The sequence below is a fragment of the Chitinophaga dinghuensis genome (assembly GCF_003259435.1).
Classification (GTDB): Bacteria; Bacteroidota; Bacteroidia; order Chitinophagales; family Chitinophagaceae; genus Chitinophaga; species Chitinophaga dinghuensis.
On record NZ_QLMA01000001.1, the window covers coordinates 861,116 to 878,399 of the forward strand.

Below are 17,284 nucleotides of genomic sequence, written 5' to 3' on the forward strand. Positions count from 1 at the left end.
TTAAAATGAAAAAGAAACATTTAGTCACAGACAGGCTGATCACCAGGATCACAGGCTGGATGGCCGGTATTATTGTACTTGCACTGGCCGTATGGGGACTTCAAACTATCCGCTCCTGGTATCTGTACGAACAAACAAATGACGCCCAGGTACAGGAATATGTAAACCCCGTAATAGCAAGGGCTGGCGGTTTTATTGTTGCGGTGAAGTTTGAAGAAAACCAATCCGTGAGAAAAGGAGATACCCTCCTCGTGATAGACAACCGGGAATACACCCTGCAATCGGATCAAACGGAAGCGTCTATACGAAAAGCAGAAGCGCAGTTGCACGTATTGGAAAGTAATATTCATACACTGGAGAAAACGGCCAGCGCATCTAACGCTCAGATTGATGGGGCCAAAGCCCGCGTATGGAAGCAGGAGCTGGAATACAAGCGTTACAAGGAAATGTATGATGATGAAGCCGCCACCAAGCAACAGTTAGAAAATGTGCAGGCAACTTTGGATATCAATAACAGCGATTATAAATCGGCCAGAGAAAATTTCGATGCCGCTACCTCCCGTATTGCAGATGCGCGAGCGGAGAAATCGGTCGTAGAAGCAGAGATAGCCAGACTTCGTTCTTTATTGGATCGTCATAACCTGGATGTGGAATATACCGTGGTCAGGGCCGCATATGATGGCCGTATGGGTCGTAGAACAGTGGAGCCCGGACAAATGATCGATGCCGGGGAAACGTTGGCATATATCGTGAATAATGAAACAGATAAATGGATAGTCGCCAATTATAAAGAAACACAAGTGGCAAGTATGCGTGTAGGCGATACCGTTAATATTGTGGCGGACGCTTACCCGGATCAACATTTCAAAGGAACAGTTATCTCACTGTCGCCCGCCACTGGTTCCAGTTTTTCACTGTTGCCGCCAGATAACTCTACCGGTAACTATGTGAAGATTGTGCAGCGCATACCGGTGCGTATACGTGTGGATGGAGAACGGAAAGATATCGACCGACTTAAAGTGGGCATGAATGTGAATGTCTATCTGCCTAAAAAACAGCATCATGGATAATTCCATTCCCATATTCCGAAAGTGGACGCCGGAATGGCTGATTAAGATCATGCTGTTTCTGTTGATCGTGCCTTCTATCGCGCTATTTTTTCTGCCGATGGCCAATATCAATGCGGCGGCGGGATACTATGGCTGTGAACCGGCAGATATCCAGTTTTCAGTAGCGTTATTCTACGCGGGATATGTAGGTTTTTACAGTCTGGAACGCCGGTTCTTCGTGTTTATGGCGGCAAAAGAGTATTTCGTTGTATTCACCTTTTTGCAAATCCTCACCTGTCTGATTTGTTATCATACCAATGATCTGAATATCTTTTTGCCGGTACGTTTTATTCAGGGAATGTTGTTTGCATGTACAGTGAATCTTTCCTTGTCGCTCATGTTTACCCGGTTGAAAAGCGAGCGGGCCAGGGAAATCAGTTTTTCTGTATTCTTTGGGTTCCTGTTGTGTGCCGTTCCTTTCAATAACCTTGTAACAGCAGATCTGATAGATGCGATGGATTTCAATGCGGTGTACAAAGCCGCCATATTCGCCTATTTGCCTTGCTTGTGTTTGTTGGTGTTGACGATGAACGGGGTGAGACTCAATGTACGTTTTCCGCTCTATAACCTCGACTGGCAGAGCTTTGTACTCTACAGTATCATGCTCTGTTTATTTGGTTATATCATGATTTACGGGCAGGAGTATTATTGGATGCAAGATCAACGAATACGCAACAGCGTTATAGGGATAGTAGTAGTGTTATTGATTTATATAGTGAGACAAAAGCATATGCGGCGGCCGTATGTACACCTGAAAATATTTCGGTACCGGAATTTCAAGGTGGGGCTGTTGGTGCTTTTTATCATGTATATCTGTCGTTTTGCTTCCGGTATCACTAATACATTCTATGCAGTCGTCTTGAAATTTGACCCCATGCATGTGTCTTATATGAATATTCTGAATATTGCGGGATTGGTGCTGGGGGTGATTATTGCCTGCTGTTTGATATTGCAGAAGAAGCATATCCGGTACATATGGGTACCAGGATTTCTGTTGTTACTAGGATTTCATTTGCGGATGTTTTTTCTGTTTGATGTGCAGGCAGACGAGTTTAACTATTATCTGCCATTGTTGGCACAAGGTATTGGTGTGGGCCTGATTATGGTACCTACCATAGTATATGCTATTTCTTCTGTTCCAACGGCGGTAGGGGCTTCGGCTTCAGCGGTATGTCTGGCAGTGCGTTATTTGGGATTTTGCGTAAGTATTGGGCTAATTAATTTCTTTGAGTTATTCGGAAAGAGCAGGCATTACAACGCATTCCAGGATCATCTTACCAAGCTGGACCCGGTGGTCAGACAAACCCTGCGTATGCAGGCGCACAAATTGGAAGCAAAGGGAATGGTGGCTGGAAAAGCAATGCGGGCCTCGGACAAGCTGCTGGTGAATGCTGTGAATACACAGGGCCAGATACGTTTTGCCATGGATTACTATGAATTGATGTCGTGTTTAATTGTTTTAACGTTGGTACTGATACTATTGTTTCCGTACCTGAACAAGACAGCAGTTTATCTGAGATCCCGCAGGCTTTCTCCTGCTTAAATTTTGTAGATCATACATGTGTTAATAATCGTCCACGTAACCGGTCGTCCCATTTTTGGGACGACCGCTTTATTTATTATAAACTCAATCCTCCGTCTACTCGTACAACCGTTCCTGTTACAAAGTTATTTCTTGCGAGGAACAGGATACCGTCTGCTACTTCTTCTGGTTTTCCTACTCTGCCAGCTGGCGTTTGCGCAGCATAGCTATCGAAGGCCGCTTTTTTATCTGCTGTGGGGAGGAAGTCCCACCAAGGGGTATCAATGACGCCTGGAGAAACAGCGTTGATGCGTACGGGTTGTATCTCTTTAGCAATAGCTGGTATCATCAGTTCCAGGCTACCATTGATTGCTGCCAGTCCGGATGTGCCTGGAAGTCCGAGTATACTTGAAACAGCTGTTACGATGGTGATACTACCCGCTTTGTTAATATGAGGCAATGCTGCCTGTATGGTATTTAGCTGTGGCCAGAATTTTCCTTCAAAGCCTTCCTGTAAATCCTGCAATGGTAGGGTAGAGAACTGACCTGCGCCTTTTCCTCCACTGAGGGTAACTACCAGATGATCAAAGGGGCCATGTTCCTGGAAGAACTGATCCAGCGCTGCGCGATCGCCGCTATCCACTGCTGCCGTGTTAATCCCGGGGAGTGCTGCGGCAGCCTGTTGTAATTTCTCTTTAGAACGACCGGTAATAGTCACTTGTGCTTTTGCATCCTGCAATTGTCTGGCGGCAGCAAGGCCAACACCGGTAGAGCCGCCTGCTACGATAACTTTTTTTCCTTCGAAATTTCCTGACATAATATTTGGGTTTTGTGATACAAAGTTGGGGCAAAATGATCGGTTGATTATTATCCTGATTATGCAAAGGATTAACTCGATTATGCATTATATATTTTTGGAGATTTTGGGGTAAATGGTAGTTCGTATGAAAACCATTATCCACTCTTCCTAAACCCCAGTGGCGTCTGCCCTGTCTGTTCCCGGAAGAAACGATTGAATCCTGCAGGGTCACTAAAATCAAGGCGATGGGATATCTCTGCGATAGTACTATCCGTGAATCGCAATAGTGCCTTGGCTTCCTGAACCAACATTGTACTGATAGCGTAAGATGCCGTATGGCCCGTCGCCTCCCGAACAGTCCTGTTCAAATGATTAGGGGTTACTCCCAATAAAGCGGCATAATCAGCTACTTTACGCTTAGCCAAATAATGCTGGCTGACCAGTTTCCTGAATCGGGGTACCAAATAGGCCGCACGTGTATCCGTTGACGTGAGATGTAATTCCTGACGTATATACGATCTTTTAATAGCGAGTAATAACAAGTAGAAGTACATCTTTATCGCCACATTCCTCCCGGCTTTCAGCTGACGTAGTTCCGCGTCTATCTGTTGTACATGTGCAGTGACTTCGGTGATCTCCTCGGTATTGAGCTGAATGAATAACTGCCCCTCTATGCTGAAAAAGGGAAACTCTTCCTGAAACTTGTCCGGCGCTAATAATCCTTCCAGGAAATCAGCTTCAAATAAAGCATAGTATCCGAATGTACCCGGCTGGATATTACATTTGGTAAACACCTGTCCCGGATAAGTAAAACTGATAGTACCCGGCTGATGGCGGAATTCCTCTACACCCAGTCGCACATCCACTCCGCCTGCAAGCGTAATACTCATCCTATAGAAATCCGATTTCAGCGGACCTACCGCAGGCACCAGCCCCTGACTGGAATAAATCTCGAAACCCTTGATTTTGTGGGTGTCCGGAAGGTTATTATATCCGAAAGCAGAATTATCACTGGTATCCCGATGCAGATGTCGGAAATCCTGCAGGTGATAAACGGGTATTTCTTCCCGGGTTAATTGCCGTTTAGCCATGATGAGAAAGCATGTTTTGTAAAGATACAATCCAGGAGAATATACTTAACTTTAAGAAAACCCTGATCATGGAAAAAGTCGCTATTATCGGCTCCCGCCGCGTCCCTTTCGTGAAATCGTTTACCCACTATCTACGCACCTCCAACCAGGATATGCTGACTGCCTGTCTGCAAGAAATAGTGACCCAATACGGCCTCTCTGGTGAACGACTGGGAGATGTAGCGCTGGGAGCTATCATGAACCGTTCCACCGATTGGAATTTCGCAAGGGAATGTGTGCTGGGTAGCGGTCTCGATCCGCATACGCCTGCATACAATGTGGTCAGGGCATGTAGTACCAGTCTGGATGCTGCAGTACAACTAGGACTCCGTATCAGGGCAGGTCAAATCGAGGTGGGGATTGCAGGAGGTAGCGACACTAACAGTGATCTCCCGATATTATTCAGTAAACAATTCAGTTGGAAGATGGTCGCCTTACGAGGCGCCCGCAGCTTAGGGGAAAGATTAAAAATACTGGCCTCTTTTCGTATACGCGATCTGTCGCCACTCTATCCCGGTATCGTAGAACCTCGTACCGGCTTGTCTATGGGCCAACATACGGAATTGATGGTGAAAGAATGGGGCATTACCCGGGAAGCGCAGGATGAACTGGCATATCATAGTCATATGAATGCAGAGAAAGCTTATCAGGCAGGCTTCTTCAAAGATCTTGTTTTTCCATTCAAAGGAGTCGTAAAAGACGCCATTATTCGCCCGGATACCACCCCTGATAAACTCGCGAAACTGAAACCTGCTTTTGACCTTACAGGAAAAGGCAGCCTTACAGCAGGAAATAGTACGCTCTATTCAGATGGAGCCGCTGCCGTATTACTTGCCACTGAATCCTATGCGCAGAGCAGGAATTGGCCGATACTGGCATATCTGGAAGACGCCGAGTCCGCAGCAGTGGATTATGTCCATGGAGAAGGATTGCTGATGGCGCCCACTTATGCCGTAGCGCGACTCCTGAAAAGAAATAACCTGAGCTTACAGGATTTTGATCTGTATGAAATTCATGAAGCCTTCTGTGGGCAAGTACTATGTACCTTAAAGGCCTGGGAAGACCCTGCATATTGTAAGAAGCTGGGTTATGATGCGCCGCTTGGTAGCATTGATCGTACAAAATTAAATATCAGAGGAGGCAGCGTGGCTATCGGGCACCCATTTGGCGCAACCGGCGCAAGAATATTGGGACAAACAGCAAAAATGCTCCAGGAAAGAGGAGGCGGAAGAGCCCTGATATCCATTTGTACAGCAGGAGGTATGGGACTGGTGGCCATTGTCCAACGATAAGCTAATTTCCTATCAGTTTCAGGGAAGACTGCGGCATCTTTTACGACCACAAGCGCTTATTTTAGGGCCATGTACGCACATTGTACAGCGCATCGTTATGAAATTCTCATATCTCCTTTTTGCAATACTATTGATCTGGGGTGGCCTGACGCCCGCCAGTGCCCAATGGCTTTTTAGTCTTCCTAAGAATTTTGCTGGATTTCACCAGGATACTATCACTGTTTCCTATGGCCAGACATACGCTTACACAGTAGATACAAAACAAAACGAAGGACTGATAAATACAGGAGTGGATGCCAAAGGCTTCATGCAGCAATTAATGGAAAGGGATAACCGTAGCCACTTTAAGCTGACAGATTCCAATCATTTACGTCTGGACTGGGAGACCGGCGCCGTTAGTCATTATTACCTGCAATGGAAAGAAAAAGCGCTTACCGGGACATTAGTTGTACCAACGAATACATTACGTGCCAATGCTTTGACGGATTTACAATTCTCTTTTACTGCTGGTCAGCGTACGCCTAATGCGACAGTAATATTTGAAATACCTGCATCACTGCCGTTTAATCCGGATAGCATACAGGTGAATATATTGGGCAGAGGCGTAATGTTACTTAGTCAATTGGCCACCACTTCTTCCGGTAGAAGTGGAAAGGGTTACCCTTATCCATATATCGGCAAAGGCAGTGTGGTGAAGCGTGAAAAGATTACACAGATAATATTGCAGCACCTGGATTTGCGCGCTCAGAATGGCGTGGATGTGGCACTGTTTATACCAGGAGTACATACGCCCGAGGCGCATAAAATTGTCGAAATAAGCGCCTGGTACACCACCACCGAGCCAAAGGTGCTTGAAAGCGGGCTTGCGAAAAACATCCTGCTGTTCGAAAGTGACAGAATTATGCTGAAGCGAATACCACTTCAAATGGAGCGTTATGAAAATAATGAATCTACTTATACCACCGCTACTTTTGAATGGAATTACCCGGACAATGTAACGCTACAGCAATCCACAGATCATGGCATAACCTGGAGTGCTGCAAAAGCCAGCATCAATGGAAAACGGGCTGTGGTGAAAAACCTGAAACCAAACAAGTACTATACTTTTCGGCTGCAGTATGCGAATAAAACATCCAATACAGAAAGCATATATACCGGCATGCTGGATGTAAAACAATATCGCGCCAGCGGAAAGGAACAGGAAGATCAAACGGATTCTATTAATGCCGCTATTCTTACATTGCATAAAATGGGAGGAGGAACATTACGCTTCCCTCCAGGAGCCTACAGCGTGCGCACGATTCATTTACAATCCAATGTCTACCTCTACCTGGAAAAAGGCGCAGTGATCAAAGCGTTAAAAGGAGGAGATGCGCCAGAAACCACCTGGTTCTCCGACAGAGCCTATCGATCCGGACTTTCGCCCACAGACAAAGGGCCTTATGAAGATCCCGAGAATTATCTCACCAAACAGGATGTAGGCCATCATTACTTTCATAATGCCATGTTTTTCGGAGAGCGACTGGATAATGTGAAAATCATTGGTAACGGGACTATTTCCGGTAATGGTAACCTGGTAACCAGCGATAAGGTGATGAATAATGCGGCCAACAACAGATGTGATAAAATGTTTTCTTTGAAGCTATGTACCAATGTGGAAATTGGAGGCGTGTATAATCCGCAGGATTTATGGTATGATGAAACCCAGGATGCGCCCTATTACATCGGAGAAAAAGGGGAGAAGCATTTTGATACAGATAATATGTTGCATATAGATCAGGGAGGACATTTTGTGTTATTGGCCACGGGTACGGATAGTATCTATGTGCATGATACTTATTTCGGAAAAGATCATCAGGGATCAGCCAGGGATATATATGATTTTATGGGATGCAATCATGTAACGGTGACGAATATATTTTCCCGGGTGAGTTCAGATGATATTGTGAAACCAGGGTCCGATTGTTCCCTTGGATTTACCCGCCCCTCAAAGGGCTTCAGGGTACGGAATATTATTGGCGATACAAATTGTAATCTCTTCCAGATAGGATCTGAAACCGCAGATGATATTTCAGATATCTGTGTAGATAATATCTACGTGTTGGGCGCAAATAAAGCAGGATTCTCCATTTCTACCAATGATGGCGCAGATATCCATGATATTCATCTCAACTGTGGACACACTGGGCCTTTACATCATCGTTCGAAGATGTTGAGAACCGCAGCGCCTTTCTTTATCTCTGTCTCCAATCGTGCACGTATCCTGGGCGCTACGGCAGAAAAGTTTCAGTTTACAGAAAATGGAAGAGCACATGATGAATTGTTGATCACCAATGTGAACATTGGAAAAGTAGAACGCATTACCATCAATGGTATTGATATTAGTGAGATATATGGCGGTAGCTCCTTCAACGGTTCCCGCTGGAAATCGTATGATGGCAGTCAACGCCGGTTTTCTGCCATAGTAGCCGGTTACAGCTTGCCTGATAATATTGGGTTTACCTTGCCAGATGGTCGTAGTACAGGTTATATCAATGATATTTCCTTTACAGATGTTCATTTCCTGGGAAAAGGCGGCAACCCGCTATCTGATACGGCACAGGTTCCTGTAGAGCTGGGAGTAGGACAGTACAACGCCGCAGATCTGAAGATCCAACCTGCTTACGGTCTTTGGGCCAGACATGTTCAACAATTGAAAATAGATAGCTGCAGTTTTCGTTTTGAACAGCCGGACCACCGGTATGCTATCTTCCTGGATGATGTGCAGCAGGTGAAAATGATGAATATTAAAATGATGAAAGTTCCTGCTCTCCAGAATGGTATCAGCAGCAGGAATACAACAGGAGTACAGCTTTCAAATATTGCTACATTCTGAAAAAAATGATCTAATTTTCGGGCTGTTGGGAAAGAAAAAACGTCAGTATGAATGAAATGCAACCACAGCTACGAACAGTCAATGTAACCCGCTATATCACACCATTGCGGGAAGGCGGTTCTATGCCGGCTATAGCCGAAGCAGATGATGGATTTATGTATGTCCTTAAATTCAAAGGGGCAGGACAGGGAGTGAAATCCCTGATAGCAGAATTATTAGGTGGAGAGATTGCCAGAACATTGGGCCTTCGTATACCCGAATTGGTATTTGCGAACCTGGATGAATCTTTTGGCAGAAATGAAGGAGATGAAGAAATACAGGATCTCCTGAAATCAAGTGTAGGACTCAACCTGGCCTTGCATTTCCTTTCAGGCGCTATCACTTATGATCCTGCCGTTACTGTAATTGAGCCTTTGCTGGCCTCAAAAATCGTTTGGCTGGACGGACTCCTGACCAATGTAGACCGTACACCCAGAAATACAAATATGCTCTGGTGGCGAAACGAATTATGGCTGATCGATAACGGCGCTTCGCTGTATTTTCATCATTCCTGGCAGAACTGGCAAGAACAGGCAGTAAGGCCCTTTGCACAGATCTCGAATCATGTGCTGCTACCACAAGCCACTGAACTGGAATCCGTGGATAAGGAATTCCGTGCCATCCTCACGCCAGAACGTATACGCGGCATCGTGAACCTCATCCCTGATGCCTGGGTCTCTAACGGCGACTGGGAGGAGACGCCCGATGAAGTACGTGAAGTCTACTATGAATTTTTAACAACCAGGATTAAATCATCAGATATCTTTGTAAAAGCAGCTCAAAATGCACGAGAAACACTTGTTTGAATATGAATATGCGGTAATCCGCATTGTGCCCAGGGTGGAGCGGGAAGAATTTCTCAATGTAGGAGTCATTCTTTACTGCAGGCAGAAACGTTTCCTGCATTCATTGGTGGAGCTAAATGAAGAAAGGCTGCAATGCTTTGCGCCTGCAACAGAACTGAACCTGGTGAAAGAATACCTGTCTGCTTTTACCCAGATATGTGCCGGACATCCTACCGGCGGGCCTATTGCCAAGGGAGATGCCGCTGCACGCTTCCGCTGGTTGACCGCCAATCGCAGTACCATTCTCCAGACATCAAGGGTACATCCCGGTATGACCGCCGATCCGGCAGCCACCCTGGAACGCTTGCTGGAGGAACTGGTGAAGTAAGAGAATTTTTATCGACCTAAATCATACTGAACAGTGAAACAATTTAAAACCTTTGCCATTTTGTTGCTGGCGACGTATAACGTACACGCACAAACGCAATGTCCCATTATTCCCAAGCCACTTACAGCGGTGGTGGCCAAGGGAACTTATCATCTCCCGGCAACTATTCCTGTAGTTACAGAACAACAGGAAATAAAGAACACGGCAGATTACCTGAGCAAAGAACTCACCGCTTTTCATTTGCCAGCAGAAACTGCCGGCAAACAGGCCATCCGACTACAAGTTACAGCGCTGAAAGATAAAAATCCGGAAGCCTATGTATTGCAAATCAGTAAAACAGGTATCCTGATTAAAGGAAATACGCCGGAAGGAATTTTTAATGGTACGGTTTCTCTTTTGCAACTGATACAGCAGGAAGGTGGAAATCTGCAATACTGGACCATCACCGATGCGCCCAAATACGCCTGGAGAGGCTTTATGCTGGATGAATCCCGCCACTTCTTTGGCAAAGAGAAAGTGAAATCGCTGCTCAACTGGATGGCCTATTACAAACTGAATCGCTTCCACTGGCACCTCACCGATGAACCAGCATGGCGTATTCAGATTGATCAATACCCCAAACTGACCACTATCGGCGGAATGGGGAACTACACCGATCCACAGGCTCCGGCACAATACTATAGCAAAGGGGATATCCAGGAAATAGTAGCATATGCACGCCAGCGATTCATTGAGGTAATTCCTGAAATAGATATGCCGGGTCATGCTACTGCCGCCAATAAAGCCTATCCTGAATACAGCGGCGGCGGCTCTAAAGGCCATCCTGAATTCACTTTCAATCCGGGTAAAGAAGCCACCTATACTTATCTCACTAACGTCTTGCACGAAGTAAATCAACTTTTCCCTTACGGTATGATTCACCTGGGCGGCGATGAAGTAAGCTATGGCAATGAGAAATGGCATACCGACAGCAGTATTCAACAGCTTATGCAGCGGGAACATCTCTCTACCTTGAAAGATGCAGAACTATACTTCATGCGTAGAATGTCCGATTCCGTATACAGCATGCATAGTAAAATGCTGGCATGGGATGAAATGGCAGAAATCTCCCTGCCACGTGATAAAACAATTATCTTCTGGTGGCGCCAGGATAAACCGGCTACCCTCCAAATGGCTTTGCAGAAAGGTTACACCACGGTGATCTGCCCAAGATTGCCACTGTACTTCGATTTCGTGCAGGATAGTACCCATCGCCACGGCCGCAAGTGGAATAAGCTGTATAACAGTATTCAAAATGTCTATGCATTTTCTCCTGAGAAATATGTACCCGCTGATGCGAATCAATCGCTCATAGCAGGTATGCAGGCCAATTTGTGGACGGAAACCATTCCTTCTGCAGAACGACTGGATTACCTTACTTTCCCAAGAATATGCGCCCTGGCGGAAATCTGCTGGACACCCACTGCGCAGAAAAATGAAGCCAACTTCATGAAGCGCCTGAAACCACAACTGGAGCTGTTTAAAGCAGCAGGTCTGTATTACTATGATCCGTTTGAGCCAAACCTGCATCCAGAGCCGGTTCCGAAGAAAAAAACGGTAAGCGATTATAAGGATTAATATAAACGACAGCTTTCCATTGATGTAAAAATATTAAGTGTTCCGCGTACATTTTATTAATTTGTACGCATGAAACGTCTGAAGCTATTGTTTTCGGTAGCAGCGCTTTGCATAGAAAGTATCGCGTTTGCACAGACGAAAACACTGAACAATGAACAATGGAAAGCTGTCATTCATCCGGATGGCACTATCACCTCACTATTAGTAAATCGTCATGGAACATGGGATTCCATTCCCATGCAAACAGATACGCTGAAAGGCGTGTCTTGGTATGTGATGCAGAACAAGGTAGCTGTACCTGTTCACCTGGAAGATAAAGGTAATTTCTGCTATGAAGGCTTGGTGGACGGGATCAAATATAGCCTTAGTTATAGTGCTGCATCAAATGGCGCTTTAGCCATCAAAGCGCTTATCCGGAACGGAAGTGCAGCTGTATTCCAACCGGAAAAAGCAGGGCTGCATATGGGGATCAGCAATTACATGGCCGGATATCCGCAATGGAACAGTATTTACTTTCCTACCATGCTCCGGGCAGAGAAAACACATTTTACCGGCTATCTGGAAACGCCTACCGGCAAACTCCTGACAGTAGCCTCTCCTGATCCCATCGCCTCCTGGAGTATGAATTATAACTTTGGTTATGGCGATGCAAAAATCTTCTTCTGGGGACATCGTATTTATACCTTTAACCTGGATCTCCTGAATACCCAGCCTTTACCGGCGCGTCATCCTGCTATCAATGCGTTGAAGCCGGGAGAAACCCGCAGCTGGACCATCCTGCTCAAACCGACAGATCAACTGAGTGAAATCCCGGCTACTTTAGCGCAACTCACCGGCGCGCCTGCGTTTGATTTGCCAGCCACCACAAATGAAGCAGGAAAGACATTTCTCATCGATATTAAAGGAGAAGTTCCCCGCAGCGTAACCGTTACTGCTCCTAACGGTAAAGTATCTACGCTGGTAGCCGCGTCTTCCCAACAATATCTGCCTGTGGAAGGTCCTGGCGTGTATACGCTGACTGCCACCAACCGCAACGGTAAACGCGCGGAAGCTATGATCTCTGTGAGGAATCCCTGGAGCTGGTATTTACAACATGCCCGCACCGCTGCACTGAAATATACGCAGAAAGCTAGCTGGAACTGTGAAAACTGGTATGGCTTCTATTCGGCTTATCTCGCACAATGCTACTTCCCGGATAACAATACACTCACGCAAACGAATAAACGATTTGATAGCATCATGCCGTTGATGTATGCTGCTACCTGGGAACCCACCAAGATGCAGAACCGAATCCAGAATCACACTACCACCATTGGTATACTGGTAGATAAATACCGGGCAACCGGAAATATCCGTGACCTGGAAGCGGCTGCCACACTGGCCGACTGGATTCTGAAGAATGCACAAAGTGAAGACGGCGCCTACAGACGCGGTCATACACATTATACCAGCGTAATCTATGTGGCGAAGAGTATCATGGAACTGATGGCAGAAGAAAAGAAGCTGTCTGCATCCAACTGGAAAGAACGCTATAATCGCCATTATGCTTCTGTAAAACGCGCTATTGATCAGTTGACAGGCGGCGTTACAGGCCTGGATACTGAAGGGGAGCTAACTCTGGAAGATGGCATGATCAGTTGTACCGCTTTGCAAATAGGCGCTTTTGCATTGTTACAGGAAGACAGGGTTGCAAAGGCCCGCTATACCCGCTCTATGCTGGAATATTTGGATATGCACGAATGTCTGACACAACTGGTAAAAGCGGATAGCCGTCAACGTGGGGGGACTATGCGTTTCTGGGAGGCGCAATATGATGTGTTACTGGCCAATAATATGTTTAATTCTCCACATGGCTGGACAGCCTGGAGGATTTACGCCACCTATTATGCTTATTTACTTACAGGCGAGGAAAAATGGTTGGTGCAAACGATGAATGCCCTCGGTAGTTGCGCGCAACTGATGGATTTCAAAACCGGAGACCTGCGCTGGGCTTTTGTTACAGATCCATATGTGAATACGTTGCAGGTAACAGGGAACTTCCCTGGTACAAGTCCTGATAACTACAATAATAACCAATATAAAACCGAAGAAGGTACTTATAAGCCTGTTGTTGTAGGGGAGCAATATGTACCCATGATTGCCAACTGGTTCTATGCGAATTCATCTGACAACGATGTACACGAGATTTTCAAATGTATGGAAGAAGTGGCGCTGACCAGCGCTTATGTGCTGGAACGAAAAGATCGCAGCCTTTTGGCATATAACTGTACTGCCGAATGGAAAAATGGTATACTGGTTATTCATACTGCAGAAACGCTGGTAAATAAAGTGCATGTAAATCTGCCATTACCCCGCGAGGTGAATATCAGCTGGAAGAATAAAACCGCCCGGAAATACGCTGCCAACAGTGGATCATCCTGGTTACAATGATAAAAAAATAGGGCATCAGCAGAAGCTGATGCCCGTTCATTTGGGGCTAACCGATCATGCATTATTTTTAGGTCTTCGCTTTTTCGTAACTGCCTTTGGCATTACCTTCCCGATAATCTACTTGTATTACCTGCGGAGACGTGTATTGTTTTACAGGAATATGTATGAGGTATTGATTGGCGGCAATCTCCTCTACCTTCAGGCTAACGCCTTTGCTGTCAAGGAATGCAGCTTTTTCCAATATCATACCTTTGGGTGTATTCACACGCAGCAATCCGCTTACAGGTACGTTAAACACGACCATATTCAATTGATTGCTACCCTTCTTTTTAGTGTAATATCCCCAGTCTTCTTTTTTCATACCGGCATAGTCGCAATCCCAGATCACATTCCCGTATTTGCTCATCCATGCGCCAATGGTGTTAGCTATATTCAACTCCTGCGGACGGAAAGTTCCCTCTCCGGAAGGACCGAAGTTCAAGAGGAAGTTGCCCCCCATAGAGGTGGTATGTACCAGCATTTCCAGTAATTCCAGCGGCGATTTCACATGACTGATGCTCCAGTCTTTATGATAACCCCATTGATTTTCCGGAATGGTCATGCAGGCTTCCCAGTCCCATTTGGTAACGGCCAGGTCGGTAACGGGATCGGGTAAACGACGTTCGTAGCCGGATTCATAATCGCCCATCAGTTGTCCGTTGGAATCTTTATGGCGTTTACCATAATCGTCTGCACGAAGGCGACTGTTTACAATCACTCCCGGACGTACTTCCTTCAGCATTTTCTCCACTTCATAGGTCCATTTGCCATTCAGTTTTACGGAATTATCCCAGGTACCATCAAACCAGAATGCTTTAACGGTGGGGTAATTCGTAGCCAGTTCTTTCAGCTGGTTGTAGGCGAAAGTCAGGTAGCGACTCATTGCGACGCTATCTTCCGGCGTTTTGATATCATATCTCCAATCCGGATGATGCCAGTCGAGTACAGAGTAGTAGAAGTTTACATCAATACCCTCTGCATTATAGGCTTCCACCAATTGTTTGATGATATCCTTTTTATAAGGACTGTTAGCTACCGTGAAGTTGGTATACTCGCTTGGCCAGAGGCAGAAACCTTCATGGTGTTTGGTAGTGATGGTCATGTATTTTACGCCCATCTTCTTAGCCATTTTAGCCCAGGCTTTCGCATCGAATTTTACGGGATTGAACTGGTACATCAGAGAATCCCATACAGGCGTAGGAATATGGGCGCTGGATTTCAGAAATTCAGCGGCATAGTTATAAGTTTTACCATTCCAAACGCCTCCCGGGATGGCATAAAGCCCCCAGTGAATGAATTGTCCAAACCGGTTGCTACGCCATTTATTCATGGCCTCATCCGATCGTTTGCCGGTGTACTGCGCGCCATATTTTAAAGGTATGGCGCGTTTGGTACTGTCTTGCGCTCCTGCCTGGAAAACTGCTCCCAGTAAGGCTGCGGCGATAATAAGTTTTTTCATGGTCCGTATAAAATTAATTACCATCCTGGATTCTGCAATAAGGTAGCGCTTTTATTTACCTCGTCAAAAGGCAGTGGCGCGAAATACATTTTAGGATACAGGAACACTGCATTCAGTGCGGTAATCGTCTGGTAAGTAAAGGAATTGTCTTGTTGTTTGGTCACCATCATACCCTGGATAGGTCTGTTCTCTGTAACTTCCGCTGTTTTCCAGCGACGTGTATCATAGTACCAGTGGCCTTCGTAAGCGAATTCTACTTCATACTCATTGCGGATAATGCCTCGCATGGCTTCTTTGCTCATACCTGCATCCAGGCCGTACATATTATCAGCGCCCGGAAGAATACCGCCACGTTTACGAATGCTTTTAACGATATCATATACTTCCGGCGTAGGGCCATTCAGTTCATTCATCGCTTCAGCATAACCCATCAGGATTTCGGCATAACGGATAACAGGGTAGACCCTTTGTGTATTGGTATATTTACCGGTACTGTCATTACACATCTTACGGCTGTAGTAGCCTGTTTTAGTGGAGTAAGCTTGCAGACCATCGGCAGAAAGTGTACCCTGCCAGGTTTTGAAGATATCCACTGGGTCCATTTTCTTGGTGCTGTTGTTGTAAACAGTTGCCTGATTATAGATGATGGAATTATAGAACCTTGGATCTCTGTTGTTGTAAGGGAATTTAGGATCGTAACCGGAGCCAGGTGAACTGGTGGCTTTACCGTTGGCCATACCGAATGCATCTACGAGATTCTGACTGGGAGTACTCCATCCTGAACCGCCGCGGGAAACCGGGAACCATGCGCCTTCCAGGTTGGTATTGTAGCCCATCATGTAAGGCATGATGTATTCGGAGTTTTTACGGAGCAGGAATAATTTCCAGAAGCTATACCCAGCTCTTGTACCAGGAATGGAGGCCGTTTCATACAGGGAATAGTTATTGGAATTCATCACTGCTTTGCAGGCGTCTGCTGCTTTCTGCCATAGGTTTGCATCGTAGGATGCGCTATAGCTGATCAATGGTTGCAGTTGTCCATCCGTGGAAATAGGGTTACCGTTGTACAGCGGACTAGCAGCTGTCACCAGCATGCGGGCTTTCAGCGCCATACACATGCCCTGGGTGATGCGGCCATAGTCGGCCGCCGGCTGATCTACTGCTGCCGGCAGATCTGCTGTTGCTTTATCGCATTCCGCTACGATGTAGTCTATGCACTCTTTGTAACTGTTACGTTTATAATCGATAGGGGTGGAGAGGTCGGAGTAGATCGTGTCTCCCACTAGCATCACACCACCGAAATACCTTACCAGCTGGGCATAGTACCAGGCGCGCAGATATCTCGCTTCAGCGGAAGTGCGCAGCTGCATCCCAACAGAAAGCGGCGAGCCTTTCACCTTCTTTATGTACTGATTGGCAGCCCTGATTTTTTGGTAATAGGTTTTATAGTAGTTGGTGGTAAAGTAGTTCCTGGCAGTAGAGGCGCCTGTGATAAAGCTGGCTTGCGGATCACTGTAATAAGAAACAGAGTGAGACGTCATATCCTCCATACAGGCATAGTCGTTCCCTACAGCGGAAGTGATCAGCGTATACCGGTTATGGATTAAGTCCATACCGGTATATGCATATAAATCAGTCAGAAAGCTCAGTGTTTTGGCACTGTCCGAGAATACCATCTGTTCGGTCAAACTTTCTGTCTGCCGTTTGTCGAGGAAGCTGTCGGACTTTTTACAGGCTACCATCATGGCGGTTACCAGGCATCCTGCTGCGATATATTTGAAGAGTTGTTTAATCATTTGT

At 46.0% G+C, this 17,284-nt stretch carries 12 protein-coding genes; 8 read left to right on the forward strand and 4 right to left on the reverse strand.

From position 1 onward, the window contains the following. The first annotated feature begins 5 nt into the window (after positions 1–5). Together CLV59_RS03605 and CLV59_RS03610 are read left to right on the forward strand one after the other, a co-directional pair. The gene (locus tag CLV59_RS03605; RefSeq protein WP_111590626.1) at positions 6–1,070 is read left to right on the forward strand and encodes an HlyD family secretion protein; all 1,065 of its coding nucleotides are present in this window, start codon (positions 6–8) and stop codon (positions 1,068–1,070) included. Next, positions 1,063–2,652, forward strand: a complete 1,590-nt coding sequence (locus CLV59_RS03610) for an MFS transporter (RefSeq protein WP_111590627.1) — start codon at positions 1,063–1,065, stop codon at positions 2,650–2,652. Before CLV59_RS03605 ends, CLV59_RS03610 begins: the two co-directional genes overlap by 8 nt. A 76-nt stretch (positions 2,653–2,728) precedes the next feature. Here CLV59_RS03610 and CLV59_RS03615 read toward each other — a convergent pair whose 3' ends face one another. Together CLV59_RS03615 and CLV59_RS03620 are read right to left on the reverse strand one after the other, a co-directional pair. Continuing rightward, complete coding sequence (locus CLV59_RS03615) at positions 2,729–3,448, reverse strand: SDR family oxidoreductase (protein WP_111590628.1); 720 nt, start codon at positions 3,446–3,448, stop codon at positions 2,729–2,731. Between the two features lie 137 nt (positions 3,449–3,585). After that, entirely contained in the window at positions 3,586–4,521 is a 936-nt protein-coding gene (locus CLV59_RS03620) for a helix-turn-helix domain-containing protein (RefSeq protein ID WP_111590629.1), read from the reverse strand. Between the two features lie 68 nt (positions 4,522–4,589). Between CLV59_RS03620 and CLV59_RS03625 the strand changes: the two genes are divergently transcribed. From CLV59_RS03625 to CLV59_RS03650, 6 genes are all read left to right on the forward strand, one after another. Next, entirely contained in the window at positions 4,590–5,852 is a 1,263-nt protein-coding gene (locus tag CLV59_RS03625) for an acetyl-CoA C-acetyltransferase (protein ID WP_111590959.1), read from the forward strand. Between the two features lie 97 nt (positions 5,853–5,949). Beyond that, positions 5,950–8,727, forward strand: coding sequence for an endopygalactorunase (locus tag CLV59_RS03630; RefSeq protein ID WP_111590630.1), 2,778 nt, complete (start codon positions 5,950–5,952; stop codon positions 8,725–8,727). 47 nt (positions 8,728–8,774) lie between these two features. Then, positions 8,775–9,572, forward strand: a complete 798-nt coding sequence (locus CLV59_RS03635) for a HipA family kinase (protein ID WP_111590631.1) — start codon at positions 8,775–8,777, stop codon at positions 9,570–9,572. Beyond that, positions 9,550–9,939 carry a DUF3037 domain-containing protein gene (locus tag CLV59_RS03640; RefSeq protein ID WP_111590632.1) on the forward strand — a complete coding sequence of 130 codons (390 nt, stop codon included), beginning with the start codon at positions 9,550–9,552 and terminating at the stop codon, positions 9,937–9,939. Before CLV59_RS03635 ends, CLV59_RS03640 begins: the two co-directional genes overlap by 23 nt. 33 nt (positions 9,940–9,972) lie before the next feature. After that, a complete protein-coding gene (locus CLV59_RS03645) occupies positions 9,973–11,556 on the forward strand; it encodes a beta-N-acetylhexosaminidase (protein ID WP_111590633.1) in 1,584 nt (527 codons plus the stop codon). A 69-nt stretch (positions 11,557–11,625) separates the two neighbouring features. Then, positions 11,626–13,986 (forward strand): hypothetical protein, encoded by a 2,361-nt coding sequence (locus tag CLV59_RS03650; RefSeq protein ID WP_111590634.1) that lies wholly within the window; start codon positions 11,626–11,628, stop codon positions 13,984–13,986. 67 nt (positions 13,987–14,053) lie between these two features. Here CLV59_RS03650 and CLV59_RS03655 read toward each other — a convergent pair whose 3' ends face one another. Together CLV59_RS03655 and CLV59_RS03660 are read right to left on the reverse strand one after the other, a co-directional pair. Then, on the reverse strand, positions 14,054–15,484 hold the full coding sequence (locus CLV59_RS03655; RefSeq protein WP_111590960.1) for an alpha-L-fucosidase: 1,431 nt from the start codon (positions 15,482–15,484) through the stop codon (positions 14,054–14,056). A gap of 17 nt (positions 15,485–15,501) precedes the next feature. Beyond that, positions 15,502–17,280 (reverse strand): RagB/SusD family nutrient uptake outer membrane protein, encoded by a 1,779-nt coding sequence (locus CLV59_RS03660; RefSeq protein ID WP_111590635.1) that lies wholly within the window; start codon positions 17,278–17,280, stop codon positions 15,502–15,504. Positions 17,281–17,284: the final 4 nt, after the last annotated feature.

Coding starts and splice junctions, on each gene's coding strand:
- CLV59_RS03660 (WP_111590635.1), bottom strand. CDS start 17,280: ATGATTAAACAACTCTTCAAATATATCGCAGCAGGATGCCTGGTAACC.
- CLV59_RS03650 (WP_111590634.1), top strand. CDS start 11,626: ATGAAACGTCTGAAGCTATTGTTTTCGGTAGCAGCGCTTTGCATAGAA.
- CLV59_RS03620 (WP_111590629.1), bottom strand. CDS start 4,521: ATGGCTAAACGGCAATTAACCCGGGAAGAAATACCCGTTTATCACCTG.
- CLV59_RS03625 (WP_111590959.1), top strand. CDS start 4,590: ATGGAAAAAGTCGCTATTATCGGCTCCCGCCGCGTCCCTTTCGTGAAA.
- CLV59_RS03630 (WP_111590630.1), top strand. CDS start 5,950: ATGAAATTCTCATATCTCCTTTTTGCAATACTATTGATCTGGGGTGGC.
- CLV59_RS03615 (WP_111590628.1), bottom strand. CDS start 3,448: ATGTCAGGAAATTTCGAAGGAAAAAAAGTTATCGTAGCAGGCGGCTCT.
- CLV59_RS03640 (WP_111590632.1), top strand. CDS start 9,550: ATGCACGAGAAACACTTGTTTGAATATGAATATGCGGTAATCCGCATT.
- CLV59_RS03655 (WP_111590960.1), bottom strand. CDS start 15,484: ATGAAAAAACTTATTATCGCCGCAGCCTTACTGGGAGCAGTTTTCCAG.
- CLV59_RS03635 (WP_111590631.1), top strand. CDS start 8,775: ATGAATGAAATGCAACCACAGCTACGAACAGTCAATGTAACCCGCTAT.
- CLV59_RS03610 (WP_111590627.1), top strand. CDS start 1,063: ATGGATAATTCCATTCCCATATTCCGAAAGTGGACGCCGGAATGGCTG.
- CLV59_RS03605 (WP_111590626.1), top strand. CDS start 6: ATGAAAAAGAAACATTTAGTCACAGACAGGCTGATCACCAGGATCACA.